The 25589-nt window shown below is 67.2% G+C and carries 17 protein-coding genes; 9 read left to right on the forward strand and 8 right to left on the reverse strand.

Annotated elements, in window-relative coordinates:
* Positions 1–169: 169 nt before the first annotated feature.
* The gene (locus tag AACH40_RS15125) at positions 170–1468 is read left to right on the forward strand and encodes a nucleotide sugar dehydrogenase (RefSeq protein ID WP_338643109.1); all 1299 of its coding nucleotides are present in this window, start codon (positions 170–172) and stop codon (positions 1466–1468) included.
* Positions 1469–1568: 100 nt separating this feature from the next.
* On the opposite strand, the gene AACH40_RS15130 is transcribed toward AACH40_RS15125, so the two are convergent.
* The 3 genes from AACH40_RS15130 to AACH40_RS15140 are packed head-to-tail and all read right to left on the reverse strand — an operon-like array spanning position 1569 to position 7322.
* Entirely contained in the window at positions 1569–3359 is a 1791-nt protein-coding gene (locus AACH40_RS15130) for a response regulator (RefSeq protein WP_169491534.1), read from the reverse strand.
* Positions 3346–4224: a CheR family methyltransferase gene (locus AACH40_RS15135; protein WP_422394860.1), complete on the reverse strand. Its 879-nt coding sequence runs from the start codon at positions 4222–4224 to the stop codon at positions 3346–3348. The genes AACH40_RS15130 and AACH40_RS15135 overlap by 14 nt, the downstream gene beginning before the upstream one ends.
* The gene (locus AACH40_RS15140; protein WP_338643111.1) at positions 4209–7322 is read right to left on the reverse strand and encodes a response regulator; all 3114 of its coding nucleotides are present in this window, start codon (positions 7320–7322) and stop codon (positions 4209–4211) included. Before AACH40_RS15140 ends, AACH40_RS15135 begins: the two co-directional genes overlap by 16 nt.
* A gap of 299 nt (positions 7323–7621) precedes the next feature.
* Between AACH40_RS15140 and AACH40_RS15145 the strand changes: the two genes are divergently transcribed.
* The 4 genes from AACH40_RS15145 to AACH40_RS15160 all read left to right on the forward strand — a co-directional run bounded on the left by AACH40_RS15145 (position 7622) and on the right by AACH40_RS15160 (position 13345).
* On the forward strand, positions 7622–8602 hold the full coding sequence (locus AACH40_RS15145) for a LacI family DNA-binding transcriptional regulator (protein WP_338646117.1): 981 nt from the start codon (positions 7622–7624) through the stop codon (positions 8600–8602).
* Positions 8603–8771: 169 nt separating this feature from the next.
* Positions 8772–11252 (forward strand): TonB-dependent receptor, encoded by a 2481-nt coding sequence (locus AACH40_RS15150; RefSeq protein WP_338643112.1) that lies wholly within the window; start codon positions 8772–8774, stop codon positions 11250–11252.
* A 90-nt stretch (positions 11253–11342) separates the two neighbouring features.
* On the forward strand, positions 11343–12446 hold the full coding sequence (locus AACH40_RS15155) for a glycoside hydrolase family 68 protein (RefSeq protein WP_338643113.1): 1104 nt from the start codon (positions 11343–11345) through the stop codon (positions 12444–12446).
* A 17-nt stretch (positions 12447–12463) separates the two neighbouring features.
* A complete protein-coding gene (locus AACH40_RS15160; protein ID WP_338643114.1) occupies positions 12464–13345 on the forward strand; it encodes an ROK family protein in 882 nt (293 codons plus the stop codon).
* 5 nt (positions 13346–13350) lie between these two features.
* Here the strand turns inward: AACH40_RS15160 and AACH40_RS15165 are convergent, their stop codons facing one another.
* Both AACH40_RS15165 and AACH40_RS15170 read right to left on the reverse strand, forming a co-directional pair.
* Positions 13351–14571, reverse strand: coding sequence for an FAD-binding domain-containing protein (locus AACH40_RS15165; RefSeq protein ID WP_338643115.1), 1221 nt, complete (start codon positions 14569–14571; stop codon positions 13351–13353).
* Positions 14572–14626: 55 nt separating this feature from the next.
* On the reverse strand, positions 14627–16276 hold the full coding sequence (locus AACH40_RS15170; protein ID WP_338643116.1) for a choline dehydrogenase: 1650 nt from the start codon (positions 16274–16276) through the stop codon (positions 14627–14629).
* Positions 16277–16409: 133 nt separating this feature from the next.
* Between AACH40_RS15170 and AACH40_RS15175 the strand changes: the two genes are divergently transcribed.
* From AACH40_RS15175 to AACH40_RS15190, 4 genes are read left to right on the forward strand one after another with little or no spacing between them, the layout of a single operon-like run.
* A complete protein-coding gene (locus tag AACH40_RS15175) occupies positions 16410–17210 on the forward strand; it encodes an SDR family NAD(P)-dependent oxidoreductase (RefSeq protein WP_338643117.1) in 801 nt (266 codons plus the stop codon).
* Positions 17207–18163, forward strand: a complete 957-nt coding sequence (locus tag AACH40_RS15180) for a glycosidase (RefSeq protein ID WP_338643118.1) — start codon at positions 17207–17209, stop codon at positions 18161–18163. The genes AACH40_RS15175 and AACH40_RS15180 overlap by 4 nt, the downstream gene beginning before the upstream one ends.
* Positions 18164–18222: 59 nt before the next feature.
* On the forward strand, positions 18223–18870 hold the full coding sequence (locus AACH40_RS15185) for a GntR family transcriptional regulator (protein WP_169491524.1): 648 nt from the start codon (positions 18223–18225) through the stop codon (positions 18868–18870).
* Between the two features lie 54 nt (positions 18871–18924).
* The gene (locus AACH40_RS15190) at positions 18925–20661 is read left to right on the forward strand and encodes an N-acyl-D-amino-acid deacylase family protein (RefSeq protein ID WP_338643119.1); all 1737 of its coding nucleotides are present in this window, start codon (positions 18925–18927) and stop codon (positions 20659–20661) included.
* Positions 20662–20807: 146 nt separating this feature from the next.
* On the opposite strand, the gene AACH40_RS15195 is transcribed toward AACH40_RS15190, so the two are convergent.
* The 3 genes from AACH40_RS15195 to AACH40_RS15205 form a co-directional block, all read right to left on the reverse strand.
* Positions 20808–23216 (reverse strand): glycoside hydrolase family 3 protein, encoded by a 2409-nt coding sequence (locus AACH40_RS15195; protein WP_338643120.1) that lies wholly within the window; start codon positions 23214–23216, stop codon positions 20808–20810.
* Positions 23217–23322: 106 nt separating this feature from the next.
* Positions 23323–24528 carry an MFS transporter gene (locus tag AACH40_RS15200; RefSeq protein ID WP_338643121.1) on the reverse strand — a complete coding sequence of 402 codons (1206 nt, stop codon included), beginning with the start codon at positions 24526–24528 and terminating at the stop codon, positions 23323–23325.
* Positions 24525–25583: a LacI family DNA-binding transcriptional regulator gene (locus tag AACH40_RS15205; protein ID WP_338643122.1), complete on the reverse strand. Its 1059-nt coding sequence runs from the start codon at positions 25581–25583 to the stop codon at positions 24525–24527. Before AACH40_RS15205 ends, AACH40_RS15200 begins: the two co-directional genes overlap by 4 nt.
* Between the last annotated feature and the right edge of the window lie 6 nt (positions 25584–25589).

Genomic DNA, 25589 nt, shown 5'->3' on the forward strand with positions numbered 1-25589 from the left:
TCGCGCCCTTAATCCAAAAGTGCCGGGCATGCTTGCGTAAAAATGTTTCCTGCCAGATCGCCGGGTTAACGCGCAGAACGCGCGCCTTAAGGCAATCGAAGGATTGGCATGGCAGGGCCGGAGCTCGCTATGTGTCGATTGGCCGATCGCCAAGGGGAAGCTGCGTCTCGTGAACAAACCCGTCGAATCCATCGGTGTCATCGGGCTGGGCTATGTCGGCCTGCCGCTGGCCGTCAGCTTTGCCCGCCACTATCGCGTCGTCGGCTTCGACATCAGCGCCCATCGCATCGCCACGCTGCGCGCCGGCATCGACTACACCAACGAAGTGACGAGCGAAGAGCTGGCAGCCTGCGCGCTTGAAGTAACCGACGATCCCGCCGCGCTCACCGGGTGCCCGGTCATCATCGTCACCGTGCCCACCCCGGTCGACGAAAGCCGTCGCCCCGATTTCTCCGCGCTCGATGGCGCCTGCCGCACCGTTGGCGCCGTGCTGCGCGATTCGGGCGCGCGCGGCACGATCATCGTCTTCGAATCGACCGTCTATCCCGGCGCCACCGAAGAAGTCTGCGCGCCGATCATCGAACAGGTGTCCGGCCTCAAGTGCGGGACAGACTTCAAGCTCGGCTACAGCCCCGAACGCATCAATCCGGGCGACAAGGAACATCCGTTCGAAAAGATCGTGAAGGTCGTCTCGGGCCAGGATCCCGAAACGCTCGAAACGCTGGCTGCGCTCTACGGTTCGGTCGTCACCGCCGGAATTCACAAGGCCAGCTCGATCAAGGTCGCCGAAGCCTCGAAGGTGATCGAGAACACGCAGCGCGACATCAACATCGCGCTGATGAACGAAATTTCGAAGATCTGCGATCTCGTCGGCATCCGCACCAGCGAAGTGCTGGCAGCGGCGGGCACGAAGTGGAACTTCCTGCGCTTCTATCCGGGGCTCGTCGGCGGCCACTGCATCGGCGTCGATCCCTATTACCTCACCGCCAAGGCCGAACAGCTTGGCTACCACCCCCAGGTGATCCTCGCGGGGCGGCGCATCAACGACGGAATGGGCGGCTATGTCGCGCAGCGCGCGGTCAAGATGATGGCGCAAGGCGGGCGTCCGCTGGCCCAGGCCCGCGTCGGCATCCTCGGCCTCACCTTCAAGGAGAACGTGCCTGATATCCGCAATTCGAAGGTCGAGGACATCGTCACCGAACTGCGCGAATTCGGCATCACGCCGATTGTCCACGATCCGCTGGCAGACGTCCGCGCGGCGGAACACGAATTCGGGATAACGCTGTCTGCATTCGAAGATCTGGCCGATCTCGATGCGCTGATCCTCGCCGTGTCGCACCGCGCCTTCGTCGATCTGCCGATTGATCGCCTGCTGGCGATGCTCCGCCCCGATGGTGTCATCATCGACGTGAAGTCGATGCTCGATCCTGCGCGTCTGCCCGACGGGCAGCGCTACTGGAGCCTGTAAAGAAAGGGGCGGCCAGCATTTCTGCCGCCGCCCCTGAAGTCTACATCATGCGCTCACGTCCATCCTGAATGCGCCAACCGCCACTCGGTTCCTTGCGCAGTCAGACAACGATCGATGCGGCGAGGCGACCGGCCACCGCCAGCAGTTGCGCCGGATCGAACGGCTTGCCGATCACCGGCCTGTCGCGGAAATCCTCGGGCAGGTGCTCGCGTCCGTAGCCGCTGACGAAGGCGAAGCCGATCCCGGCCGCATCGAAAGTCGACGCCACCTTGTCGACCTTCTCGCCATGAAGGTTGCCGTCGAGCAGGGCGAAATGCGGCTGCAGGCGCGCGGCGGCGGAAATCGCCTCGGCGCAGGTCGTCGCCGGGCCGAGCGGGGTCGCGCCGGCATCTTCCAGCAACATCTCCAGCTCCATCGCCACCAGCGGCTCGTCCTCGACGATCAGCACACGGCAGCCCGCAAGCGGCAGGCGATCACCAGCCGGTTCGGCGCGGGTGACGGTGCGTGGCGGCATCGCGCACGAAGCCCCCTGCGCCAGCGGCATGCACAGCGCCCATTCAAGCCCTTCGGCATGGAACTGGGCAACGGCCTTGCCGCCCAGGCTCGATTCGATCAGCCGCGTCCCGAACCCAGAACGTTCAGGGCTGCGCACCGGCGGCCCGCCGCTTTCCCGCCAGTTCAGCAGCAGATTGCCGTCCTGCGTCTCCCAGGTTACGTCGACTCGGCCGGTGCCATTCGAAAGTGCGCCGTACTTGATCGCATTGGTGACCAGCTCGTGGAACACCAGTGCCAGACGCAGCGCAGGTTCGGGTGCGAGCTGCGCTTCCGGTCCCGACGCCACCAGCCGTTCCGGGGCCACCGCGCCCAGGGCAAGCTGCTCTTCGACCAGACGCCCTACGCTCGCCCCTTCCCATGTCGCTGCGCTCAGCAGCGAATGGGCGCGGGCCAGGGCCTGCAGTCGGCCGGTAAACGTGCTGAGGAAATCCTGCGGAGATGCAGCATGGCGCACGCTTTGCGTGGCGATCGCCTGCACTGTCGCCAGCGAATTCTTCACACGGTGGTTGAGCTCGCCCACCAGCAGCGCCTGCGTCTCCTCGGCCCGGCGCCGCTCGGTAACGTCGAGCACCTGCAGCGCCAGCGTGCCGCGCCCATCCGCCTCGCTGAGCGAGGAGCAGTACCACTCGCCATCGATAGCCGCGCCATCGGCCCGCAGCAGCCGGTGATGCAAGGTCTCGCTCGCCTCGCCGCGGTCAAGCAGCGCCTGCATCGCCTCGATGAAGCCGCGCCGCGCTTCCTCGGGCAACCACGGCACCTGCATCAGCGACAAGCCCAGCACGTCGGCGCGCGAAAAGCCGGTCATGCGTTCGGTCGAACGCGTCCAGGTGATGATGCGCAGGTCGGAATCGATCTCGATGATCGCGAGGGGCGAATTATCGCTGTGCGCGCGCAGGCGCGCCAGAACGAGCCCCATCTCGTCGCGCTGGCGGGCAAGCTCGCGCCGTTGCCGCGCCAGCTCGGCGAACACCGCCACCTTGCCCGAAAGAACCACCGGATCGACCGGCTTGAGCAGGTAGTCGACCGCGCCAGCCTCGAAACCGCGGAAGCGCTTGCGCTCGTCGGTGGCGAGCGCGGTCAGGAAGATGATCGGCACTGCGCGCGTGCGCTCGATCCCGCGCATCAGTTCGGCAAGCTCGAAGCCGTCCATGCCCGGCATCATCACGTCGAGCAGGGCGAGCGCGAAATCCTCCTTGAGCAGCAGCTCCAGCGCCTCGAAACCGCTGCGCGCCTTGACCACCTCGATCCCGTCCTGCGCCAGCAGCGCCTCGAGCGCGCGCAGGTTCTCCTCGACATCGTCGACGGCAAGAACGCGCACCGGATCAGGCAGCCGCATCGCGGGGCTCCTTCCAGTCTTCGGCGCTGCGCCGGAAGATCTTCTCCTCGGGCACGAAATCGGTAAACAGGTCCGAATGCCGCGAAAAGCGCAGCGTCTCGCGCGAGCCAAGCCCCAGGAAGCCGCCGCGCCCAAGCGAGCTGGCGAACAGGCCCAGCGCCCGGTCCTGCAACTGCCGGTCGAAATAGATCAGCACGTTGCGGCTCGACACCAGCTGGACTTCGGAAAAGACCTCGTCGGTTGCCAGGTTGTGATCGGCAAAAACCGCCTTGCGCCGCAGCGAAGGATCGAACCGCGCCGCACCGAAGGCAGCGGTGTAATATTCCGAAAGCGATCCCGGCGCGCCCGATGCGCGGTGATTGCGGGTGAAGTCGGGAATGCGCTCCAGATCGTAGATCCCAGCCTTCGCCTTTTCGAGCGCGGCCGGATTGATGTCGGTGCAATAGAAGATGGTGCGGTCTTCAAGGCCCGCCTCGCGGAACAGGATGGCCAGCGACCAGAACTCCTCACCATTGGCGCAGCCAGCGATCCACACCTTGAGCGAAGGCCAGGTATGCAGATGCGGCAGGACGTTTTCGCGCAGGGCCCGGAAATACGCCGGATCGCGGAACATCTCGCTCACCTGGATGGTCAGGAAGCCCATCAGCGTGGGATGCACCAGCGGATCGTGCAGCACCCTGTCCTGCAGTTCGGACAGTGTTGCGCAGCCGAAATGCGTACGCGCCCGGTCCATCCGTCGCCGCAGCGATTCGCGCGCATAGTTGCGGAAGTCGTACTGGTAGCGCCGCCAGATCGCCTCGAGTAGAAGGTCCAGCTCGATGTCCTCGGTCGATGTTTCGGCCAGCGAACTCATCGCGGCATCCACACACGGACGAGCGACAGCAGCTTGTCCACGTCCAGCGGTTTGGCGAGGTAGTCGTTCGCGCCTGCGTCCAGGCAGTCCTGCTGGTCCCGCGCCATCGCCTTGGCGGTCAGGGCGATCACCGGCAGGTCGCGCCACAGGCCCTGCTTGCGGATCTCGCGCGTGGCCGTCAGCCCGTCCATTTCCGGCATCATCACGTCCATCAGCACCAGATCCACCGGCAGTGCCTCGCCGCGTGCCACCTTTTCCAGCTCGGCCAGCGCTTCCAGCCCATTTCGCGCGATCCGCACGCGCGCGCCATGCGGTTCGAGCACGCTGGTCAGCGCGTAGACGTTGCGGATGTCATCCTCGACGATCAGGATCTGCCGCCCTTCCAGTGCGGCATCGCGGGTCAGCGCCTTGGCCAGAAGCTTCTGCTGCGGCTCGGGAAGATCGGCGACAACCTGGTGCAGGAACAGCGTCACTTCGTCGAGCAGCCGCTCGGGGCTCTTGGCGCCCTTGACGATGATCGACTTGGAATAGCGCCGCAGCCGCAGCTCTTCCTCGGCCGAAAGGTCGCGGCCGGTATAGACGATCACCGGCGGGAAGCCGACGCTTTCGTCGGTGCTCAGTCGTTCGAGCAGGTCGAGCCCCGGCATGTCCGGCAGGTTGAGGTCGAGCACCATGCAATCGAACGTCTCGGACCCGAGCTTTTCGAGGCACGCCTGTGCACTGTGCGCCTCGATCGTCTCCACCGCACGCGAGGCGAGCAGATGACGCACGCTTTCGGCCTGCGCGACATCGTCTTCCACCACCAGCACCCGGCGCAGGCGCTGGTCCATCCGCGCTTCCAGCCCTTCGAGCATGTCGACCAGCGTTTCGCGGCGTACCGGCTTGAGCAGATAGCCCACCGCACCGTTGGACAGGGCGGGCAGGGTGTCGTCGTCGGCCGACACGACGTGCACCGGGATGTGCCGCGTGCGCGTGTCGCGCTTGATCCGGTCCAGCACCGAAAGCCCGGTGTGATCGGGCAGATTCATGTCGAGGATCACCGCGTGCGGCACGTATTGCCGCGCCATCAGCGCCCCTTCGTCCGCCGTCCCGGCGAGCAGGCACTGGAAGCCCATCTCGTGCGCCAGATCGCGCAGGATGCTGGCGAAGACAGGGTCGTCCTCGACCACGAGGATCACCCGCGCGTCACCCGAAAGGACCTCGCGATCGTCTTCCTCGTGAACTCTCTGCGGAGCAATCCTTGCTACCTTGACCGGCGCGGGCGCAGCCGGGGCGTCAGGGCGCGGGGTCGGCGGCGGGGGTGGCAACACCGCTGCGGGGTCGAACGCTGCCGGAAGGTCCAGCGTGAACGTGCTGCCCTGCCCCGGCGCCGAATCGAGCGCGATCCCACCGCCCAGTAGCCGCGCCAGCTCGCGCGAGATGGAAAGGCCGAGTCCCGTTCCGCCGTACTTGCGGCTGATCGTCCCGTCCGCCTGGCGGAAAGCCTCGAAGATCGTGTCCTGCTGTTCTGGCGGAATCCCCGTGCCCGTGTCCCGCACCGAAAACGCGATGCGGTGGTTGTCCTGCGGCCCGACGATGATCGCCACCTCGCCCCGCTCGGTGAACTTGATCGCGTTCGACACGAAGTTCTTGAGCACCTGCTCCAGCCGCTGCGGATCGGTCTCGATCTCGGTCGGTGCCTCGCCCGAGACCTCGACGCGCAATGCAAGGCCCTTGCTCTCTGCCGAAGCGCGGAACGTCTGGGCGATCTTCTCGACCAGCGGGGCAAGGCGCACGCGCCTTGGCTGCAGTTCGAGCCGCCCCGCCTCGATTTTCGAGATGTCGAGGATGTCGTTGATCAGCGTTAGCAGGTCGTTGCCCGACGTCTCTATCGTGCGGGCAAAGCGGACCTGTTCCTCGTCTAGATTGCCGTTGCGGTTGTCGCCCAGCAGCCGGGCCATGATCAGCAGCGAATTGAGCGGCGTGCGCAATTCGTGGCTCATGTTGGCAAGGAATTCGCTCTTGTAGCGGCTGGCCTGTTCCAGCTCTCCAGCCTGCGCCTTGAGCGATGCCTGCGCGCGGGACAGCTCGTCGCGCTGTGCTTCCAGTGAGCGGGTCTGTTCCTCCAGCTGCACGTTGCTGCGTTCCAGCTCGGCCTGCTGCTGCTCGAGCTCCGCCTGGGCCTGCTGCAGCGCGCGGGTCTGGGCCTCCAGCTCGTCGTTGTTGGCACGCAGCTCCTCGCCCTGCGCCTGCAGTTCCTCGGCCTGCTGCTGCGTCTCGGCCAGCAAAGACTGCAACTGCGCGCGGTACTTGGCAGAGCGGATGGAAAGGCCCAGCTGGCGACGGATCAGGTCGAGGAACGCGACGGGATCGGCCCCGCCAAGCGCCCCGCCATCGGGCAGGGCGAGCTCGACCACAGCATTGACCGTGCCGTCCACCTCGCCGATCCCGACCAGCAAGCGCTGCGGCTCGCCTTGGCCCAAGGAAGATCCGTAGGTGAAATAGCCTGGCGGCAGGTTGTCGAGCAGCAGCACGCGCCGTTCTGCGACGGCCCGGCCGGCGAGGCCATCGTCACGGCCAAGCCGCTGCGACGGCCCGATGCCCTCGGGCACGCCGATCGAGGCCAGCTTGCGAAAGCCGTCCCCATCGCGCACGAAGATCACCCCCGCGCCTGCGCCGATCCGCTCGACCAGATAGCCGAGCGCGGCGCGGCCCAGATCGTCCAGTGCCTGTTCGCCGGCGATCGCATTGGCCAGCCCAGCCTCGCCATCGCGCAGCCATTGCTGGGTCATCGCCTCGTTGCGATAGCGGATGAACAGCGCGCCAAGCCCCGCCAGCGCGATCTCCACGATGGTGGCGAGCGACCGGTTGACGATGGCGACCGAGGGGTCGATCCCCGCAGGCGCGAAATGGAAGCCCACGATCGTCAGCAGCGTTGCAACGAACGCGGACGCCACCGGCACCCAAGGGCGGTCGGACAGAAACGCAAGGACCGTGGGGACAAGGTAGATGACCCACACCGCCGTGCCGAGCGGAAAGACCAGGTCCGCAGCGAAGGTAAGCCCCAGCAGCAGGATGAGCGCGACATTCAGCACGGAGCGAGCAGCGGCCGGAGCACGCGGATTGGGCATTGTTTTCCTTTTGCCGCGTCGGAGTTCGACTGCCGCGGACCGAAAAGCGCAGAGAGACGGTATTTCGCGGGCAAACGCTCTTGAGCCGCAATGGTTCCCTCCTCCACGGGAGGCTTTGCCATCCTTTTCACGGATTGGGTGTTTCGGCCGACGGAATTGCGAAGGAATTTGTTGATCTTGCGCCAGCGACTCGTACTAGCTGCGCGCGACGAATTGAGGACGCCTACCAGAACCTCCAGCAGCAAGGGCGGATCGTGAAGGGACGGGAGCAGACACAGGACAGGCCTGTCGTGCGCAGCATCGCGGATCTGGCCCGCATTGCCGGCGTGTCGGTGTCGACGGTTTCGCGCGCGCTTACCGGCAAGGGCACTCTGAACGAAAAGACGCGCGAACGCGTCCGTGCTCTGGCGGACGAATACGGCTTCCGGCTCAACGTGTCGGCACAGAACCTTCGGCTGGGCCGCACTGGTGCGATCGGCGTGCTGCTGCCGCTCGGCCACGAACGCGGCCAGCATCTCTCGGACCCGTTTTTCAGCGCGATGCTCGGCCATCTGGCCGATGAACTGGCCGAACGCGGCTATGACCTGCTGATGTCGCGCGTGCTGCCCGATCGGGCCAACTGGCTCGACGATTTCGTGCGGTCGGGCCGTACCGACGGCGTGATCGTGATCGGCCAGTCCAATCAGGGCGCAGTACTCGAAGCCGTCGGCAAGACCTATCGCAACATGGTCGTGTGGGGCGCTTCGGACGCGGACCTGCCTTACCTGACAGTTGGCACCGACAACGTCGCGGGTGGTGCGCTGGCGGCACGCCACCTGCTCGAACGTGGCCGCCGCCGCCTCGCCTTTTTCGGCAACATCGACGCGCCCGAATTCGTCGCGCGCGAACGCGGCTTCCTCGAAGCCCTGCCCGAAGAGCTGCGCGCGTCGACCGAGATCGTGCCCATCCACCTCACCCCCGAAAGCAGCTTCGCCGCGGCGAGCGAATACTTCGCCGCCGGCAATCGCCCGGACGGGGTATTCGCGGCCTCGGACATCATCGGGATGAGCATCGTCGCCGCCGCTGCCGAACACGGGATCGCCGTTCCCGAAGCGATGTCGGTGGTCGGCTTCGACGATATCCTGCTTGCCCGGATCGCGACTCCGCCACTCACCACGGTGCGCCAGGACATTGCAGAAGGCGCGCGGCGACTCGTCGACCTTGTCCTGCAGCGAATCGCCGGGGAAGACGTTTCGTCCGCCTTGCTGGACCCCGTGCTGATCGAACGCGGGTCGAGTTGAAACGCTCTTCACGCGCTGAAAGCCGTGCGTGCGGGCGATGGTCCTAAGGGCAATCCGCAAACGATTGCTATTTGACTTGCAAACGATTGCTGATGGCGCTAGCTGAACCCTCGAGCGGTCCGTTCAACGGCCGCCGATGCCCTTCATCGGGCAGCATGGGAGGATTGTCATGAAGCGTGTTTTGCTCACCGCATCCGTTGCTCTGTGCGCGCTCGCCGCGCCAGCGTTCGCTCAGTCTGCACCGGCCGACCAGCCGGCCAGCGCCGAGGACGCCAAGGCCGATCCGCTCGGCCTCAACGAAATCGTCGTCACCGCGCAGCCGCGCGCCGTGAACAAGCTCGACAGCTCGGTTTCCGTCTCGTCGCTCGGCGCCGACGCCATCGCACAGGCAGCGCCCCGCACCACGGCTGAAATCTTCCGTTCGATCCCCGGCATCCGCTCGGAATCGACCGGTGGTGACGGCAACGCCAACATCGCCGTGCGCGGCCTGCCTGTCGCCTCGGGCGGCGCCAAGTTCCTCCAGCTGCAGGAAGACGGCATGCCCGTCATGCAGTTCGGCGATATCGCGTTCGGCAACGCCGACATCTTCCTGCGCGCCGACCAGACCATCGCCTCGATCCAGGCGGTGCGCGGCGGCAGCGCCTCGACGCTCGCCTCGAACGCGCCGGGCGGCGTGATCAACTTCATCTCGAACACCGGCGAAAAGGACGGCGGCGTCGTCATGGCGACGGCCGGCGTGGACTATCGCGACTACCGCCTCGATTTCGATTACGGCGGCCACATCGACGACAAGACCACGTTCAACGTCGGTGGCTTCTGGCGTTCGGGCAACGGCCCGCGCGATGCCGGCTACACCGCCAACCAGGGCTACCAGATCAAGGCGAACCTGACGCGCAAGTTCGATTCGGGCTACGTCCGCCTGTACTTCAAGCACCTCGATGACCGGGCCATCAGCTACCTGCCGATGCCCACGCTGGTCACCGGCACCAACAGCGATCCCAAGTTCGGTTCGATCAACGGTTTCGACATCAAGTCGGACACGATCCAGAGCGCCTACTTCACCAGCGCCTTCGGACTCGATGGCCAGAACAACCGCCGCACCACCGATCTCAAGGACGGCATGCACCCGCTGGTCAACGCGGTCGGCCTCGAAGCGGTGTTCGACGTGGCCGACGGGCTGAAGCTGGAAGAACGCTTCCGCTACCAGTCGGTCAAGGGCAACTTCGTCTCGCCCTTCCCGGCAGAGATCGGCTCGGCGCAGTCCATCGCCGACAGCACCGGCAACTACCTTGCCAACGGCAGCTTCTCGGGCGGCACCACCGGCGCCTATTCGCTCAAGTACGCGACCGGCCCCAACGCTGGCTCGGCCTTCACCGGCGGCGCCAACGGCCTTGCCATGCGCGTCCACCTGTTCAACGTGGACATCAACGATTTCGGCGGGTTCACCAACGATCTCAAGCTGACCAAGACCTTCGGCGACTATTCGCTGACCGCCGGTCTCTACAACGCCCGCCAGTCGATCGACATGGACTGGGTGTGGGACAGCTTCCTGATGGAAGTGAAGGGCCATAACGCCGCCCTGCTCAACGTCGTCGACAAGGCCACCGGCCAGGTTCTCTCGTCGAACGGCCTCTATGCCTATGGCGTGCCCTTCTGGGGCAACTGCTGCACCCGCAGCTACAACGTCGATTACGACATCATCGCGCCCTATGCCGCGTTCAGCGCGCAGGTCGGCCCGGTCAACTTCGACGCCTCGATCCGCTATGACAGCGTCAAGGCACGCGGCGACTATGCCGGTGCGGTGCAGTCGGTGCTCGACGTCAACCAGAACGGCGTGATCGATCCGGTCGAAAAGAGCGTGTCGGTGATGAACAACGGCGGTGCCTCGCCGGTCAACTACAACGTCCACTACACCTCGTGGTCGGTGGGCGCGAACTACCGCGTCAACAACGACCTTGCCGTCTTCGCCCGTGCCAGCCGCGGCGGCCGCGCCAATGCCGATCGCCTGCTGTTCGGTCTGGTCCAGCCCGATGGTTCGGTCCGCCGCCAGGATGCGATCAACTTCGTCAACCAGTACGAACTGGGCGTGAAGTATCGTTCGGGTCCGTTCGCGCTGTTCGTCACCGGCTTCCACGCCAAGACGCAGGAACAGAACTACGAGGCGACCAGCCAGCGCTTCTTCAGCCGCGTCTACAAGGCAACCGGTGTCGAACTCGAAGCGGCATACCGTCAGGGCATCTTCGATCTTCGCGCCAGCGCCACCTGGACCGACGCCAAGATCGCCAGCGACGCGATCAGCCCCGCCAACGAAGGCAACCGTCCGCGCCGCCAGGCGAACCTGATCTATCAGTTCACCCCCGCGCTCGACTTCGACGTCGCCCGCGTCGGGTTCAACGTGATCGGCACCAGCAAGGCCTATGCCCAGGACAACAACGATCTGGTCTTCCCGGCCTATGCGCAGGTCAACGCCTTCGTGAACGTCCGCCCGGTCGAGAACGTGGAAGTCTCGGTCAACGCCAACAACCTCTTCAACGCGACCGGTTTCACCGAAGCGGAAGAAGGTTCGATCACCAACAACGCGACCAACTACATCCGCGCCCGCGCGATCAACGGTCGCACCATCTCGGCCTCGGTCAAGTACACCTTCTGAGCCCGGGTCGCAGCGCAGGCGCCGCCATGCCCTTCGGCGGCGCCTGCCACCCCTTTTTCAATTCATCCCGCACCCAAGGCAGGAGCCGCCGTGTCCTCTCCCTCCCCGTGGAGCGCCCGCCATCTCCACGCCTACCTCAACGCCGGCGTCGAGCCTGACCGCGCCCCCCTCCTGCGCGAAGGCGACTTTGCCCGGGTCTCCGACAGCACCGACATCTGGGATGCCTGGCCGATCCAGCGGCGCGATGGCCATCCCTTCACCCTCGCCGATGGGTCGCAAGTGTGGATGGCGCTCGCCGCGCCGCGCTTTCCCGATCCCGATGAACGCCACGGCCACGCCCGCATCACGCTGTTCCGCCTCGCCCCCGACGGGGCCTGGCACGAAATCGGCCCCGCCCTGCCCGATGGCCTTTCGCCCGGTAGCCGCGAATGGTCGGGCAGCGCGATCGCCGATCCGGACGGCGCGCTGTCGCTCTACTTCACCGCCGCCGGCCGTCGCGGCGAAGCCGAACTCACCTTCGAACAGCGCATGTTCTCCGCCCGCGCCACGCTCGAACCCGATGGCCGCTGCACCGGCTGGACCGACCTTGCCGAAATCGTCGCGCTCGATCCCGCCCACTACATGCCGACCACGGCGGGTGGCGGCATCGGCACGATCAAGGCCTGGCGCGATCCGTCCTATTACCGCGATGCCGATGGCCGCCACTGGCTGACGTTCGCCGCCTCGCTCGCCGGATCGCAAAGCGCCTTCAACGGCGTGGTCGGCGCCGCCTGGGCAGCGGCGGACCGCCCGGACGACTGGCAGCTCCTGCCGCCGATCGTCTCGGCCGATGGCCTCAACAACGAACTCGAACGCCCGCACCTCGTCGGCCACGGCGGCAAGGTCTACCTGTTCTGGTCGACGCAGGCGCACGTGTTCGATCCCGCCGGACCCATAGGCCCCACCGGGCTTTACGGCATGGTCGCCGATCGCGTCGAAGGCCCCTGGACACCGCTCAACGGCAGCGGCCTCGTCTTCGCCAACCCGGTCGAAGCGCCGGCGCAGGCCTACAGCTGGATGGTCCTGCCGGAGCTTTCCGTCACCAGCTTCGTCGACAACTGGGGCGGCGGCGATGTACGCCGCTTCGGCGCAACCTTCGCACCGTTCCTCCATCTCGTGCTTGATGGAGACCACGCGAGCCTGAAACAGGCCTGAAACAGGATTGAGCAGAGATGGCGGAGCCCCGGATAGCAGGCGTCGAACTCGGCGGCACCAAGACCATCCTCGTGCTGGCGAACGGGACCGAGATCGTCGAACAGGTCTCGATCCCCACGCAGGCGCCGGATATTACGCTCGCCGCCGCCAATGCTCGCCTGCGCGAATGGCATGCAGTTGCCCCGATCGCGGGGCTGGGCATTGCCTCGTTCGGTCCGCTGGATCTTGCGCGCGGGGTCATGCTGCCAACGCCCAAGCCTCACTGGACCGATGCGCCGATCCGCGATGCGCTGAACGCCGGTATCGATGGCCCGGTGGTGATCGATACCGACGTCAACGGCGCCGCGCTGGCCGAATATCGCTGGGGCGCCGGCGCGCAGCACGGCTTTACCAGCCTGTGCTACATCACCATCGGCACAGGACTTGGCGGCGGCATCGTGATCGACGGCGTGCCGCTGCACGGCGCGATGCACCCCGAAATCGGCCACATCCGCGTACGCCGCGCACCCGGCGATGATTTCGCGGGCGTGTGCCGCTTCCACGGCGATTGCCTGGAAGGGCTGGTCAGCGGCCCTGCCCTTGCCGCGCGCTTCGGCATGGATGGCAGCCAGATCCCAGACGATCACCCCGGCTGGCAGAACGTGGCCATCGAGATTGCCGATGCCATTGCCACCCTGTTCCTGATGACCTCGGTCGAAGCGGTGCTGATCGGCGGGGGGGTGGGCACGGCGCGGGCGAGCCTGCTGCCGACGATTCGTGCGTGCGTGCTGGAAAGCCTTGCCGGCTACCTGCCGTTCGTCACCTCCGACAGCGTCGCAACCCGCATCGCCCATCCCGCGCTGGGCGATCGCGCCGGCCCGATGGGCGCGCTGGCGCTGGCGCTCGACGCGCTGGACTGAAGCGCTCAGCGAATTCCCGCAGCCGCGATCAGCTGGGGGATCTTCTCCTTCAGCGCGAAGAAGCCCTTGGTGGCATGGGGCCATGCGCGGTCGTCCCACGCCCGGCGATGCTCCCCAAGCGTCAGCCCCGCATGGCGCAGCGCGCGCTTTATTTCAGGGAACGCTTCGAGCGCCGGGCCCACCGTGGCGAACCCGGTGAGCACCTGCCCCGCGCCCTCGCCATGCGCGAATGCGGCCAGTTCCTCGGCCGACGAACAGACGCGGAAGGGACAGTGCCAGCGCGCCACGGCGCGTTGCACCCCGTCGCCCAGCGCGGTCTTGTCGGCCGGCACGGCACCGTCGCTGGCCAGCACGGCCACGCCGCGCACATCCAGATCGCCCAGCGCCGCCTCCAGTTCCAGCGAAAGGTCCTCGGTGGTCAGCCAGATCACCGTCGGCACGCCCGGTTGCCAGCGCAAGGGCGCGCGGGGCGGTGCGGCAGCCGGCGCAGGCGGTTCGTCGGGGATGCGCGCCACGGTCGCAAGTCCGCGTGGGCTGAAGCGCCCGCCGGTCATCCGCGCGATCCGGTCGGCATCCGCGAGATACGCCTTGCCCCGCGTATGCAGGCCCGCGACCCAGCGCCACGACAGCGTGTTCGACGCCGCATCGCCATCGATCAACCGGTCCAGGAAGAAGCGCGCGCCCAGCTGCCATGGCAGGCCGAGCGTGAATACCCAGATCGAGGCGAACTGCATACGCGCCCAGTTGTGGAGATAACCGGTCGCCTCCAGCTCCTCCACCCAGTGGTCGAAGCAGTCGATCCCGGTCTCGCCGCGACAGGCGGCCAGGTGGCGTGCGGCAAAGCCGTCGTCCTCGCCCAGCCGCAGGTCCAGCCGGTGCAGGTCGCCACGCCAGCTGGCCCAGACCTGTGGCCGCGCTTCCAGCCAGCCCTTGAAGTAGCTGCGCCAGAACACTTCGGTGACGAACTTGTCCGCGCTTTCGCCATGCGCGGCGCGCACGCGGGCGACGACTTCGGCTTCGCTCACCAGCCGTCGGCGCAAGGCGGCGGACAGGCGCGAAACCGCATGGTGGCGCCCGGCGCCGTGCTCTTCATTGCGCCGCGCGGCATAGACCAGCCCGGCCTGCGGCAGGAACGCGTCGAGCCGCAGCAACGCAGCTTCGCGCGTTACCGGATGTTCGGCGAAACCCTGTGCCTGGGCGGCCGGGCGGGGAGCGATGGAAGCCATCGCCACCCCATGCAGGGTCACCCGCGCCCGCGCCAGCCGACCATACGGGCAAGACTCATGCGGCCACCGGCACTTCTTCGGGCGCGAGCGGGGCGCGGCCACGGATCTGGTCGGCGATCTTTTCGGCGATCATGATCGTGGGCGCATTGGTGTTGCCACCAACCAGCGTGGGCATGACCGAGGCATCGACCACGCGCAGGCCTTCGAGCCCGATGACCTTGCAGTCCTTGTCGACCACGGCCAGCGGATCGCTCGCCACGCCCATCTTGCATGTGCCGACCGGGTGGTAGATCGTCTCGCCCTTGGCGCGGACCCAGGCGTCGATATCGTCGTCGCTGCGCACGCCCTCGCCCGGCCAGATCTCTTCGCCGCGATAGGGATCGAGCGCGGGCTGGTTCACGACTTCGCGCGCGATCCGCACGCCTTCGCGCACCGCGCGGCGGTCTTCCTCGGCGGCCATGAAATTGCACAGGATGGCAGGGTCGGCATAAGGATCGGCCGAGCCGAGCGAGACCGTGCCCCGGCTTTCCGGGCGCAACTGGCAGACGTGCATGGTGAAGCCATCACGCTTTGCGGCAACCTTGGCGTGTTCCTGCATGATCGCCAGCACGAAGTGCAGCTGCAGGTCGGGCCGGTCGAGATCGGGCCGGGATTTGAGGAAGGCGCCCGCTTCCAGCCCGTTCTGCCGCCCGGTGCCCTTGCCCGTCAGCAGGTATTCGAGCCCCACCTTGAGCATGCGCAGGCCCCGGATATCGTTGTAGAGCGTGATCGGCTGCGTGCAGGCCCAGTTGAGCGTCACGTCGAGGTGATCCTGCAGGTTCTGCCCCACCCCCTTTCGCGCATGGACCGTAGCGATGCCGTGCTTGCCCAGCTGTTCGGGATCGCCGATGCCGGAAAGCTGCAGGATCTGCGGCGATTGAAACGCCCCTGCACAGACCAGCACTTCGCGGCTCGCATGCGCCGTCACCACCGCCTTGCCTTGGCCAAGGCTGTATTCGACGCCCGTGGCTCTGCCGTTCTCGACCAGCACCCGGTGCGTGCGCGCGCCGGTCACGATGGTGAGGTTCGGCCGCTGCCCGGCAATCGGCGCAAGGTAGCCGCGCGCCGCGCTCCAGCGCTGGCCGTCGTGGATGGTCAGCTGGTAACGGCCAAAGCCTTCCTGCTCCAGCCCGTTGAAATCGTCGGTCACCTTGTGCCCGGCCTGCGCGCCAGCGGCGATCACGCCCTTGTAGAGCGGGTGTTCGGACCGCTCGCCCCAGCTGACCTTCAGCGGCCCGCCTTGCCCGTGGTAGGTGTTCGCGCCTTCCTGGAAATCCTCCGCCCGGCGGAAATAGGGCATGACTTCGGCATGGCTCCAGCCTTCCAGGCCCATCTGCCGCCACTGGTCGTAATCGCGGGCATGGCCGCGCACATAGAGCATGCCGTTGATCGCGCTCGATCCGCCCAGCCCCTTGCCGCGCGGATGCCACATCCGGCGGTTGTCCATGAAGGGTTCGGGCTCGCTCCAGAAGCCCCAGTTGTGCTTGCTCTTCTTCTTGATCAGCGAGCCGACGCCCGCCGGCATGCGCACCAGCACCGAGGTATTCTTGCCGCCCGCTTCCAGCAGCAGGACGCGCACCTGCGGGTCCTCGCTCAACCGCGCGGCGAGAACAGAGCCCGCGCTACCGGCGCCAATCACGATATAGTCGAACGTGCCCTCTGGCATCTTCTCATCCCATTCCAACGCTTGTTGACACAGGGGTAAGTAATCGGAATTCCGATTGCAAGCCGCACGATCGGTCACGCGAACCTGACGGAAATTTCACGCAACCGCGTTCTTTCTCCTGCGTTTCCCGCGCATGATCGCAGATAACGCGCCGGCGCTGGTTACCGGGGGAGAGAGTGGCATCGGCCGGGCATGTGCCCTTGCGCTGGGCCACAGCGGCAGGCCGGTCGTCCTGACCTATTACGCCGATGCAGCAGCCGGGCAGGCCGTCGCGGACGAGATCGCGTCCGGCGGCGGCCGCGCTCTGGCGCTGCAAGCCGATGTCGGCAGCGAAGCGGCGATCGATGCGCTGTTCGTTGCGGCGGAGCACGCCTTCGGCCCGATGCGCCTGCTGGTCAACTCGGCGGGGCTCAACATGAGCGGCACGCCGCTGCAGGCGATGACGCTGGCGCAGTTCGACCGCGTGCTGCGCGCCGATCTCTACGGCCCCTTCCTCACCTGCCGCCGCTTCGTGCGCGCGCTGGAAGGCGACGCCCCCACACCGAGCGGCAGCGCCGCGACCGGCGTGGCGCGGATCGTCAACGTCTCGTCGATCCACGAACGCGCGCCGCGCGCGGGCGGGCTCGATTACGATGCGGCCAAGGGCGGCCTCGCCCAGCTCACCACCACGCTGGCGCTTGAACTCGCGCCGCGCGGTATCGCGGTCAATGCCGTCGCGCCCGGCATGATTCTCACCCCCATGAACCAGTCCGCGCTCGACCACCCGGACGAGCTGAAGGCCAAGGAGGCGGCGATTCCCTGGGGCCGCGCCGGCCGGCCGGAAGAGGTCGCCGACCTCGTCCTGTTCCTGCTGTCCAACCGCGCCGACTACATCACCGGCACCACGGTGACGATCGACGGCGCGCTCTCGCTCACCGTGGCGCAAAGCGCATGAGCGGGCCCGACGCCGCGGGCGCCACCCACGCCCCGCTCGCCTTCGCCGTGCTCGCCCACCACGTCGTCACGCTCGATGCCGCGCGCAGCGACGGGCTGCTCTCGGGCTTCGACCTCATGAGCCCTTACGTCTGGCGCCGCGATGCAGCCTACCAGCTGCTGGTGCGCGTGCTGCCCAATCCGCTCGGCCCCGATGACGCGACCGGGATCATCTACGCCGGCACATCGCGCGACGGGCAGTTCTTCGAGATGGCGCATGATCCCGCCATCGTCCCCGGCCCGGACGACGTCGACGCTGCCGGGGTGGAAGATCCCACCGTGGTGCGTTCGGGCGAACAGGTCATGGTGTTCTATACCGGCGTCGAAAAGGGCCGCACCCGGGGGTCGCTGCTCGTCGCCGAGGGGCACGACATCACCGCGATGACCAAGCGCAAGGTGCTGCTCCAGGCGCCCGATGGCGAAGGCAACATCAAGGAGGCGACCGTCGCGCAAGGCGCCGATGGCAAGTACCGCCTGTTCTACGAATACGCGCGAGAGATCGAACCCGGTCGCGCCGCCTCGCGCATCGGCATGGCGATTGCGGATTCGCTCGAAGGGCCATGGACGGTGGCGGACGATCCCTTCACCGTGCGCGACGATGCCTGGGACAACTGGCACCTGTCGACCGGCCCCATGCTGTCGCGCGCCGGAAAGCCCAACGTGATGTTCTACAACGGCGCCACCGACGATGCCCGCTGGCGGATCGGCTGGATCGCCTTCGACGAAAACTACACGCAAGTGGTCGATCGCTGCGTCGAACCGCTGATCGTGCCTCCGCCGCCGCGCCTGCGCTCGGGCATAGACATCGCCTTTGCCGCCTCGTGCCTCGACGAACACGATGGCATCCACCTCTACTATTCGCTTGAAGACCGCGTGCTGCGTCGCGCCACCATCGGCTGGCTCGTGACCGAGTAGTCGCCCGGATTGTCGACAATCTGTTGACAATTGCGTGGCAGGCGGCGAGCCTGCCCGGCATGACGCGTCCTGCCCCCGCCTCCAAACCCCGGATTTCCGCCAGCGAGATCGCCGGCGCGATCGTCCGGGCGATCGAATCGGGCGAACTTCATCCGGGCGAACGGCTGGTCGAAGCGGACCTGTGCCTGCGCTTCGGCACCGGGCGGCAGGCGGTGCGTGAGGCGCTGCAGCAGCTGAAGGCCGCCGGCGTCGTCGAAATCGTGCCAAATCGCGGCGCGCACATCCTCGCCATTTCGGCCGAGCAGGCGATCCTCACGCTCGAAGTCACCGAACTGCTGTTCGGCCTCGCCGCCCGCAGCGCTGCAAGGCGCATCGTGGCCGGTGCCGATGCTTCTTCGTTGGAACGCGCGGTGGCGGAACTCGAAGCCTGCCGCGATGCGGGCGATGCCGCCAGCTACATGCACGCACGCCGCCACCTGTTCGGCGCGCTGGCGCATATCGCGGCCAACCCCGAACTCACCCGCAGCCTCGACCAGGCGCGGGTCCATGTCATGCGCGGCCAGTTCGGCTTCGCCATGATGCGCGGCGAACATGCGGGCGAACTGGCGCAAGTGGGCAAGCTGGTGCTTTCGGGCCACGCCGCCGAGGCCGAAGTCGCCGCGCGCGCCTATGTCGAACGCATCCGCCACCGGCTCGAAACGCCATGAATTCCTGAAGACCGAGGCAAACGTCGCAAAGACGACAAGCGGGAGAGAATGACCATGCAGTACGATCTTGTCATCCGCGGCGGCCTTGTCGTCGACGGCACCGGCACCACCCCCTTCCACGCCGACGTCGCCGTGCGCGATGGCCGCATTGCCAAAGTCGGCACCATCGAGGGGCGCGGCGCGGAGGAGATCGACGCGACCGGCAAGATCGTCACCCCCGGCTTCGTCGACGTGCACACCCACTACGATGGGCAGGTGACCTGGGAAAACCACGTCGCGCCCTCGTCGGGCCATGGCGTCACCACCGTGCTGATGGGCAACTGCGGCGTCGGCTTCGCGCCCTGCCGCCCGCACGAGCGCGACATGCTGGTCAAGCTGATGGAGGGGGTCGAGGACATCCCCGAAGTGGTGATGACGCAAGGTCTGCCGTGGAACTGGGAAACCTTCCCCGAATACCTCGACGCGCTCGACAAGCGCGAACTCGATATCGACGTCGCCACCCAGTTGCCGCATTCGGCCTTGCGCGTGTTCGTCATGGGCGAGCGCGCGCTGCGGCAGGAAGCGCCGACCGCCGAAGATCTCGAAAAGATGCGCGCGCTGGTGGCCGAAGCCATCGCCAAGGGCGCGTTCGGCGTCACCACCTCGCGCAACATGATGCACCGGACCAAGGCGGGCGAGCTTGCCCCCAGCCTCTATTCCGAGGTCGATGAACTCTGCGCGCTGATGGATGGGCTGAACGACGCCGATGCCGGCGTGTTCCAGCTGATCCCGGCGCCGGCCAGCGATGCCGAGGAAGAATTCGCCCTGCTGCGCAAAGTGGCGGAGCATGGCCGCCGGCCGCTCTCGTTCACGCTGCTCGATGTGCCCAACCAGCCGGGTGCCGGCTGGCGCTCGCAGCTGCGCGCGCTCGAACAGGCGCGGGCCGACGGGCTGGAAATACGCGGCCAGGTCGCCCCGCGCCCGGTCGGCATGTTCTATGGCTTGGATCTCAGCCTGCATCCGTTCAGCGCGCATCCCTCGTACCGCGCCATTGCCCACCTGCCGCTGGCCGAGCGGGTCGAACGCATGCGCGACCCCGAATTCCGCGCGAAGCTGCTGGCCGAAGCTGGAGAGGACACCAACCCCGTCACCCTCGCGCTGATCGATGCCTTCCGCGCGACGCACGAATGGGACGGCGATCGCCCCGACTACGAACCGGTGCGCGACAACCGCATCGAACAGCGCGCAAAGGCGGCGGGACAGAGCTGGCAGGAATACGCCTACGACCTGCTGCTGCGCAACGAAGGGCGGCAGATGTTCTATCTGCCAGCGGCCAACTACACCGAAGGCAACCTTAAGGCGGTGCGCGAAATGCTTGGCCACCCCGACACGCTGATGGCGCTGGCCGATGGCGGCGCGCACTATGGCTTGATCTGCGACGGCAGCTTCCCGACCTACTTCCTGCAGCGCTGGGCCCGCGATGCTGCGCCAGACGAGCGCATCGCGATCGAGGATGCCATTGCCGAACTCACTGCGCGCCCGGCGGCAGCGGTACGGATGGCCGATCGCGGACGCATCGCCGAAGGGCTCAAGGCCGATCTCAACGTGATCGACTTGGACGCGCTCGACCTGCACCTGCCCTACATCGCCTACGACCTGCCCGCTGGCGGCAAGCGCATGCGCCAGGAAGCCGATGGCTATGTCGCCACGATCGTTTCGGGAACCGTGATTGCCCGCAACGGCAAGCCGACCGGCGCGCTACCCGGCCGCCTCGTCCGCCGCGGCCGCGTGCGCGAAGCCGTCGCGGCCTGACCGCACTGGTTGGTCCGACGTTTGGGCCGCCCTGCTGACCGCCAGCCCGCATCGGAGGCGTCCGTCAGGTCGTGCCGATGCGGGCTAGGCCATGAAAAAAGGTAACGGCGGCAGCCTGTGGGGTGGGAGGTGCTGCCGCCGTACCGTCAGCCCGCCGATGGCGGGCAGGGGTAGGTTTCGCCGACGCCTTCGACGCGCGCGTCGCGGATCGTCGCGGAAAATCCTTCGGTGGCGCCCACACGCAACGGCGAGCCGATCGCTTCGATTTTGGCGCCGAGCGCGGTGAAGCAGGTCAGCGGAATGCGCAGCGTGGCCACCTTGCCGACCGGGCCCGGCACCGCGCCAAGGTTCAGCCTGACACCGCCGAACGCCACCGTCACCGGGCCGCTGCCCTTGCTGTCGATGCGCCAGTCGAGCCGCAGGGCAAAGCCGCCGTTGAGCTGGCGCTTCATGTCCACGGCGGGCCCATCGAGCGCGAAATCGCCCTTGCCGCTCCAGGTGAACTGGCGTCCGTCTTCCTGCGCGGTCAGGTCGACCGAACGTGCCGTCACCACGCTGTCCAGCCCAAGCCGCCATGGTTCGATCACCTTGCCGGCACGGATGAAGGTGGATTCCGCCAACTTGGACGATACGTCGACGCCGGCATCCTCGTTCACCCGGCCCACGCTCGCGGGGCGGGCATAGGACAGTCCGTAGCCGACCTTGAACAGCGGATCGATCATCGGCGCGCGCCCGTCGCGCGGCCAGTCGAACGACAGCGTTCCCGTGAAATCGCGCGCCGGCTTGCCGTTCTTGCGCGCCACCAGCACATCCGCCACGCCCTGCCCCTGCGATCCGGGCTGCCAGGCGGCGACGAAGGCATCTGCCAGATTGAGCTCCGGCCCGACGAACAGCGGACGGCCCGACAGGAACACGGCCACCACGGGCACGCCCTGCGCCTTCAGGGACTTGAGCAAGTCCAGCTCGCCATTGCGCGCATCGAACGCCAGACTGGTCACGTCGCCCTGGAATTCGGCGTAGGGTGGTTCGCCGAACACGACCACAGCCACATCCGGCTTTCCCTCGGGCGGCTTGCCCTCCGACGCCTCGCCCGCGAATGCCGCCTTGCCGCCCGCCTGCGCCACGGCATCGGCGATGGCGCGCCCGATGGTGCGACCCTTCGGGAAATCGGCGGCGGTGGTGTCGGTGCCCTGCCAGGTGATCGTCCATCCCCCGGCCTGCATCGCCATGCTGTCCGCACCCGGTCCGGTGATCAGCACCTTGGCGCCCGCGCGGATCGGCAGCACCGAGCCATTGTTCTTGAGCAGCACCAGCGATTTGGCGACCGCTTCGCGCGCGATGTCGAGATGCGCCTGCGCGCCGACCGCCGCCACGTTGCCGCGCGTCACCGGACGCGGACCCATCAGACCCAGCTTGTATTTCACCCGCAGGATGCGGCGCACCGCATCGTCCAGCCGCGCCATCGGGATCGTGCCGTCGCGCACTTCGCGCAGCGTGCTGTCGAACAGCCCCTTCCAGCTGTCGGGCGCCATGTAGAGATCGAGGCCCGCGTTGATCGAGGCGGCGCAGTCGGTCGGGCTGCACCCGGCCACCTGCCCGTGGCCGTTCCAGTCCCCCACGACGAGCCCTTCGAAACCCATGCGATGCTTGAGCACGTCGGTCAGCAGCGTTCGGTTGCCGTGGTTCTTCGCGCCGTTCCAGCTTGAAAAGCTGGCCATCACGGTCAGCGCGCCGGCGTCGATCGCCGGGGGATAGCCCTGCGCGTGAAGGCGCACGAGTTCGCTCTCGCCGATCTTCGCATCGCCCTGGTCCTTGCCGCCATCGGTACCGCCATCGGCCAGGAAATGCTTGGCGCTGGCCGCAACCTTGTCGGCCGCCAGCGGCTGCCCGGCACGCAGCGGCCCCTGCAGCCCTTCGACCATCGCACGCGAATAGCTCGCGACGACCGCGGGATCGCTCGAATACCCTTCATACGCGCGGCCCCAGCGCAGGTCCTGCGGCACGGCCAGCGTCGGGGCGAAGGTCCATTCGATGCCCGATCCTGAAACTTCCGCCGCGGTCGCCGCGCCGATGCGCTTGATCAGCGCGGGATCGTGCGCCGCGCCAAGGCCGACGTTGTGGGGGAAGATCGTGGCGCCCGGCAGGTTGGAATGGCCATGCACCGCGTCCACCCCGAACAGGATCGGTATGCCGGCGCCCGCCTTGACCGACGCCGCGCGATATTCGTTGACCAACTTGAGCCACTTGGCGGCATCGGCGCGCTCGTCGCCATAGGGGCCGCTGTTGCCGCCCGCCAGGATCGATCCGACCGGATAGCGCGCCAGGTCGGCCGGCGTGATCGAGCTGATATCGCCCTGGATGACCTGCCCCACCTTCTGCTCCAGCGTCAGCCGGCGCAGGATCGCGTCGATCGCCCGCTCGGTCCCGGCATCGGTGATTGCCGCCGGGCTGTGCGCCGCGGGCCAGGCCTGGGGATGGGCCACGCTGCTGTCGGCAGCCTGCGCAAGACTGGCGGCGGCCATCAGCGGGATCGCGATCAATCCCCGTGCAGTCATGCCCCTGTACCCCTTCGGCATCGCTTCTTCCCAAATTCTGTGAACGTTCTCAAACGAGCGTGTCCCATATGCTCAGGCGGAAATCAAGCCCCGCGCCAACGAAGGGTCAGGCCGCCTCACGCATTCCGGCAAGAAGCCCCACCGCCAGCCCGGCAAGCACCGCCAGGGCGAGGAAAAGCGCTGCGAAACCAAGGCTTGGCACCAGCGCCAGGGTCAACGCGGGGACTGTCAGCGAAGGGATCGTGTTGGTCAGGTTGAACAACCCCAGATCGCGCCCCCGGCGGCGGCTATCGGGCAGCACGCGCAAGGTGTGGGCGCTGTGCAGCGCAAGGAAGGCGGACGTCGAAACGCCGAAGACGATATACCCTGCGATCGCGCCGTCGCGGCTTGACGACAGCGCCATGATCGCGAGCCCCACGGCCGCGCCCAGCGCGCCGAACATCAGCGGCGTCACCGGTCGGCCGGTGCGGTCTGACCGCCGCCCGGCGAACAGCGCCACCACCGCGCCGATCACCATGGCGGCCAGCAGGATGCGCGCGATCGCCCCGCCGCCCAGCCCCGGATCGACCGAGCGCAGCCACAGGTAGAAGAAGGCGAACAGCGACGCTTCGGATATCTGCACCAGCAGCCGCGCCACCCACATCCGGGTCGCCATGCCGCGGATCACCTTGCGCGCAACCTCGCTCCCGGCGGAGACCGCCTCGTCATGATCGGCACCGCCGTCCTTGCCCAGCACGACGATGGGCAGCACGCAGGCGATCACGATCGCGCCGACCAGCGCGAACATTCGCTCGGACCCATGCCCGCCACCCAGCCCGCCACCCAGCCCACCGCCCCACGTGCCGAGCGCGCCCGCCAAGGCTCCCGATGCGGGCGCGAACGCCAGCAGCCCGCCGAGCATGCCCTTGCGCCGGTCGGGCACCTGGTCGCCCGCCCAGGCCGCCAGCGGGCCGATCATCAGGTTGAGCCCGGCCTGCCACAGCGCGATCACCGCAATCAGCCCGGCCAGCGTCGACGCGTGCGGCGCGGCCTGAAGCATCACGCTTGACAGGGTCAGCCCCGCCAGCACGAACGGACGCCTTCGCCCGGCAAGATCGCTGATCCACCCGAACGCCACGTTCGCCACGCTGGCCACCACGGCGCCAAGGAACGTCGTCAACGCAAGCCACCGCACCGCCTGCCCGCCGGCCAGCGCTTCTACCTGCATCGGCAGCAGCAGGGTCAGGAACGGCACGTAGGCAATGGTCGAACCCGCCCAGGCCAGCGCATAGAGGCTGAGAAACCGCGTCTCGCGATGGCGCGCGCCGCTCACACCGCCGGGCCGGTCGAGCCGCGCACCTCGAACCCCATCGGCAGGACCGCGGGCGCCGTGTCGATCCCGTCGCGCTGCGAAGCGATCAGGCTGCGCACCGCCGTCGCGGTGGTTTCGGCGATCGGCTGGTCCACCGCCGTCAGCGGCGGCCGCGTGAAGCGCACCAGCGGCGTGTTGTCGAAGCTCACCAGCGAAAGGTCGGCCGGAATGGACAGGCCCAGTTCCGCCGCGATCTCCACCGTGGCGAGCGCCATCTGGTCGTTGCTGGCGATGATCGCGCTCGGCCGGTCATCGCGCGTCAGCAGCGCGCGCGCCGCGATCACGCCCGAACCATAGGTGAAGTCCCCGGCCTGCAGCAGCCCCTCGGTCGAAAGCCCGGCGGCTTCCATCTCGGCCCGCCAGCCATCGACCCGCTTGCCCGCCAGAAGGTATTCGGATGGACCCGAAATCATCGCGATGGCCTTGTGGCCAAGATCGATCAGGTGGCGCGTCGCCATGCGCGCGCCGCCTTCATCGTCCATCGATACCATGATGCCATCGGGCAGCCCTTCTTCGTGCACTTGCGCACCGATCCGCGCGAACGGCACCTTGTGCCGGGTCAGCGTGGCAAGGATCTGCGGGTTGTCCGAATGCGGCGGCGTCAGGATCGCGCCATCGGGCTGCAGCGCCGCGATCGCCGCGCCCAGTTCGCGCTCGACATGATCGTTGTGGGTATCGACCAGCTCGAAGATCAGGCGGTACCCGTTCTCGGCACATTCCAGCATGCCGCCCAGCAGCATCTGGTCCACCCAGTCGGTGCCCTGTCGCGCCCGCCAGTCCGAAATCGTGCGTTCGCGGTCGTTGAGCGCAAGGATCAGGTACGAACGCGATCCGCTCATCCGCTGTGCCGCGATCGAGGGGACATAGCCCAGCCGGTCGATCGAGGCCTGGACCTTCTCGCGCATTTCGGGCCGGACGTTGGCCTCGTTGTTGATCACGCGACTGACGGTCTGGAGCGAGACACCCGCATCGGCCGCCACATGCTTGATCGTTACCGCCTGCCGCCTGCGCGCCATGGTCGC

Origin of the sequence: Novosphingobium olei (genome assembly GCF_037076535.1) — a bacterium.
GTDB lineage: Bacteria > Pseudomonadota > Alphaproteobacteria > Sphingomonadales > Sphingomonadaceae > Novosphingobium > Novosphingobium olei.

What these genes read in the sequence shown, in the direction of transcription:
- AACH40_RS15165 (WP_338643115.1), bottom strand. Translation starts at nt 14,571, where the DNA reads ATGGCTTCCATCGCTCCCCGCCCGGCCGCCCAGGCACAGGGTTTCGCC.
- AACH40_RS15140 (WP_338643111.1), bottom strand. Translation starts at nt 7,322, where the DNA reads ATGCCCAATCCGCGTGCTCCGGCCGCTGCTCGCTCCGTGCTGAATGTC.
- AACH40_RS15195 (WP_338643120.1), bottom strand. Translation starts at nt 23,216, where the DNA reads ATGACTGCACGGGGATTGATCGCGATCCCGCTGATGGCCGCCGCCAGT.
- AACH40_RS15150 (WP_338643112.1), top strand. Translation starts at nt 8,772, where the DNA reads ATGAAGCGTGTTTTGCTCACCGCATCCGTTGCTCTGTGCGCGCTCGCC.
- AACH40_RS15205 (WP_338643122.1), bottom strand. Translation starts at nt 25,583, where the DNA reads ATGGCGCGCAGGCGGCAGGCGGTAACGATCAAGCATGTGGCGGCCGAT.
- AACH40_RS15170 (WP_338643116.1), bottom strand. Translation starts at nt 16,276, where the DNA reads ATGCCAGAGGGCACGTTCGACTATATCGTGATTGGCGCCGGTAGCGCG.
- AACH40_RS15175 (WP_338643117.1), top strand. Translation starts at nt 16,410, where the DNA reads ATGATCGCAGATAACGCGCCGGCGCTGGTTACCGGGGGAGAGAGTGGC.
- AACH40_RS15130 (WP_169491534.1), bottom strand. Translation starts at nt 3,359, where the DNA reads ATGCGGCTGCCTGATCCGGTGCGCGTTCTTGCCGTCGACGATGTCGAG.
- AACH40_RS15160 (WP_338643114.1), top strand. Translation starts at nt 12,464, where the DNA reads ATGGCGGAGCCCCGGATAGCAGGCGTCGAACTCGGCGGCACCAAGACC.
- AACH40_RS15180 (WP_338643118.1), top strand. Translation starts at nt 17,207, where the DNA reads ATGAGCGGGCCCGACGCCGCGGGCGCCACCCACGCCCCGCTCGCCTTC.
- AACH40_RS15190 (WP_338643119.1), top strand. Translation starts at nt 18,925, where the DNA reads ATGCAGTACGATCTTGTCATCCGCGGCGGCCTTGTCGTCGACGGCACC.
- AACH40_RS15185 (WP_169491524.1), top strand. Translation starts at nt 18,223, where the DNA reads ATGACGCGTCCTGCCCCCGCCTCCAAACCCCGGATTTCCGCCAGCGAG.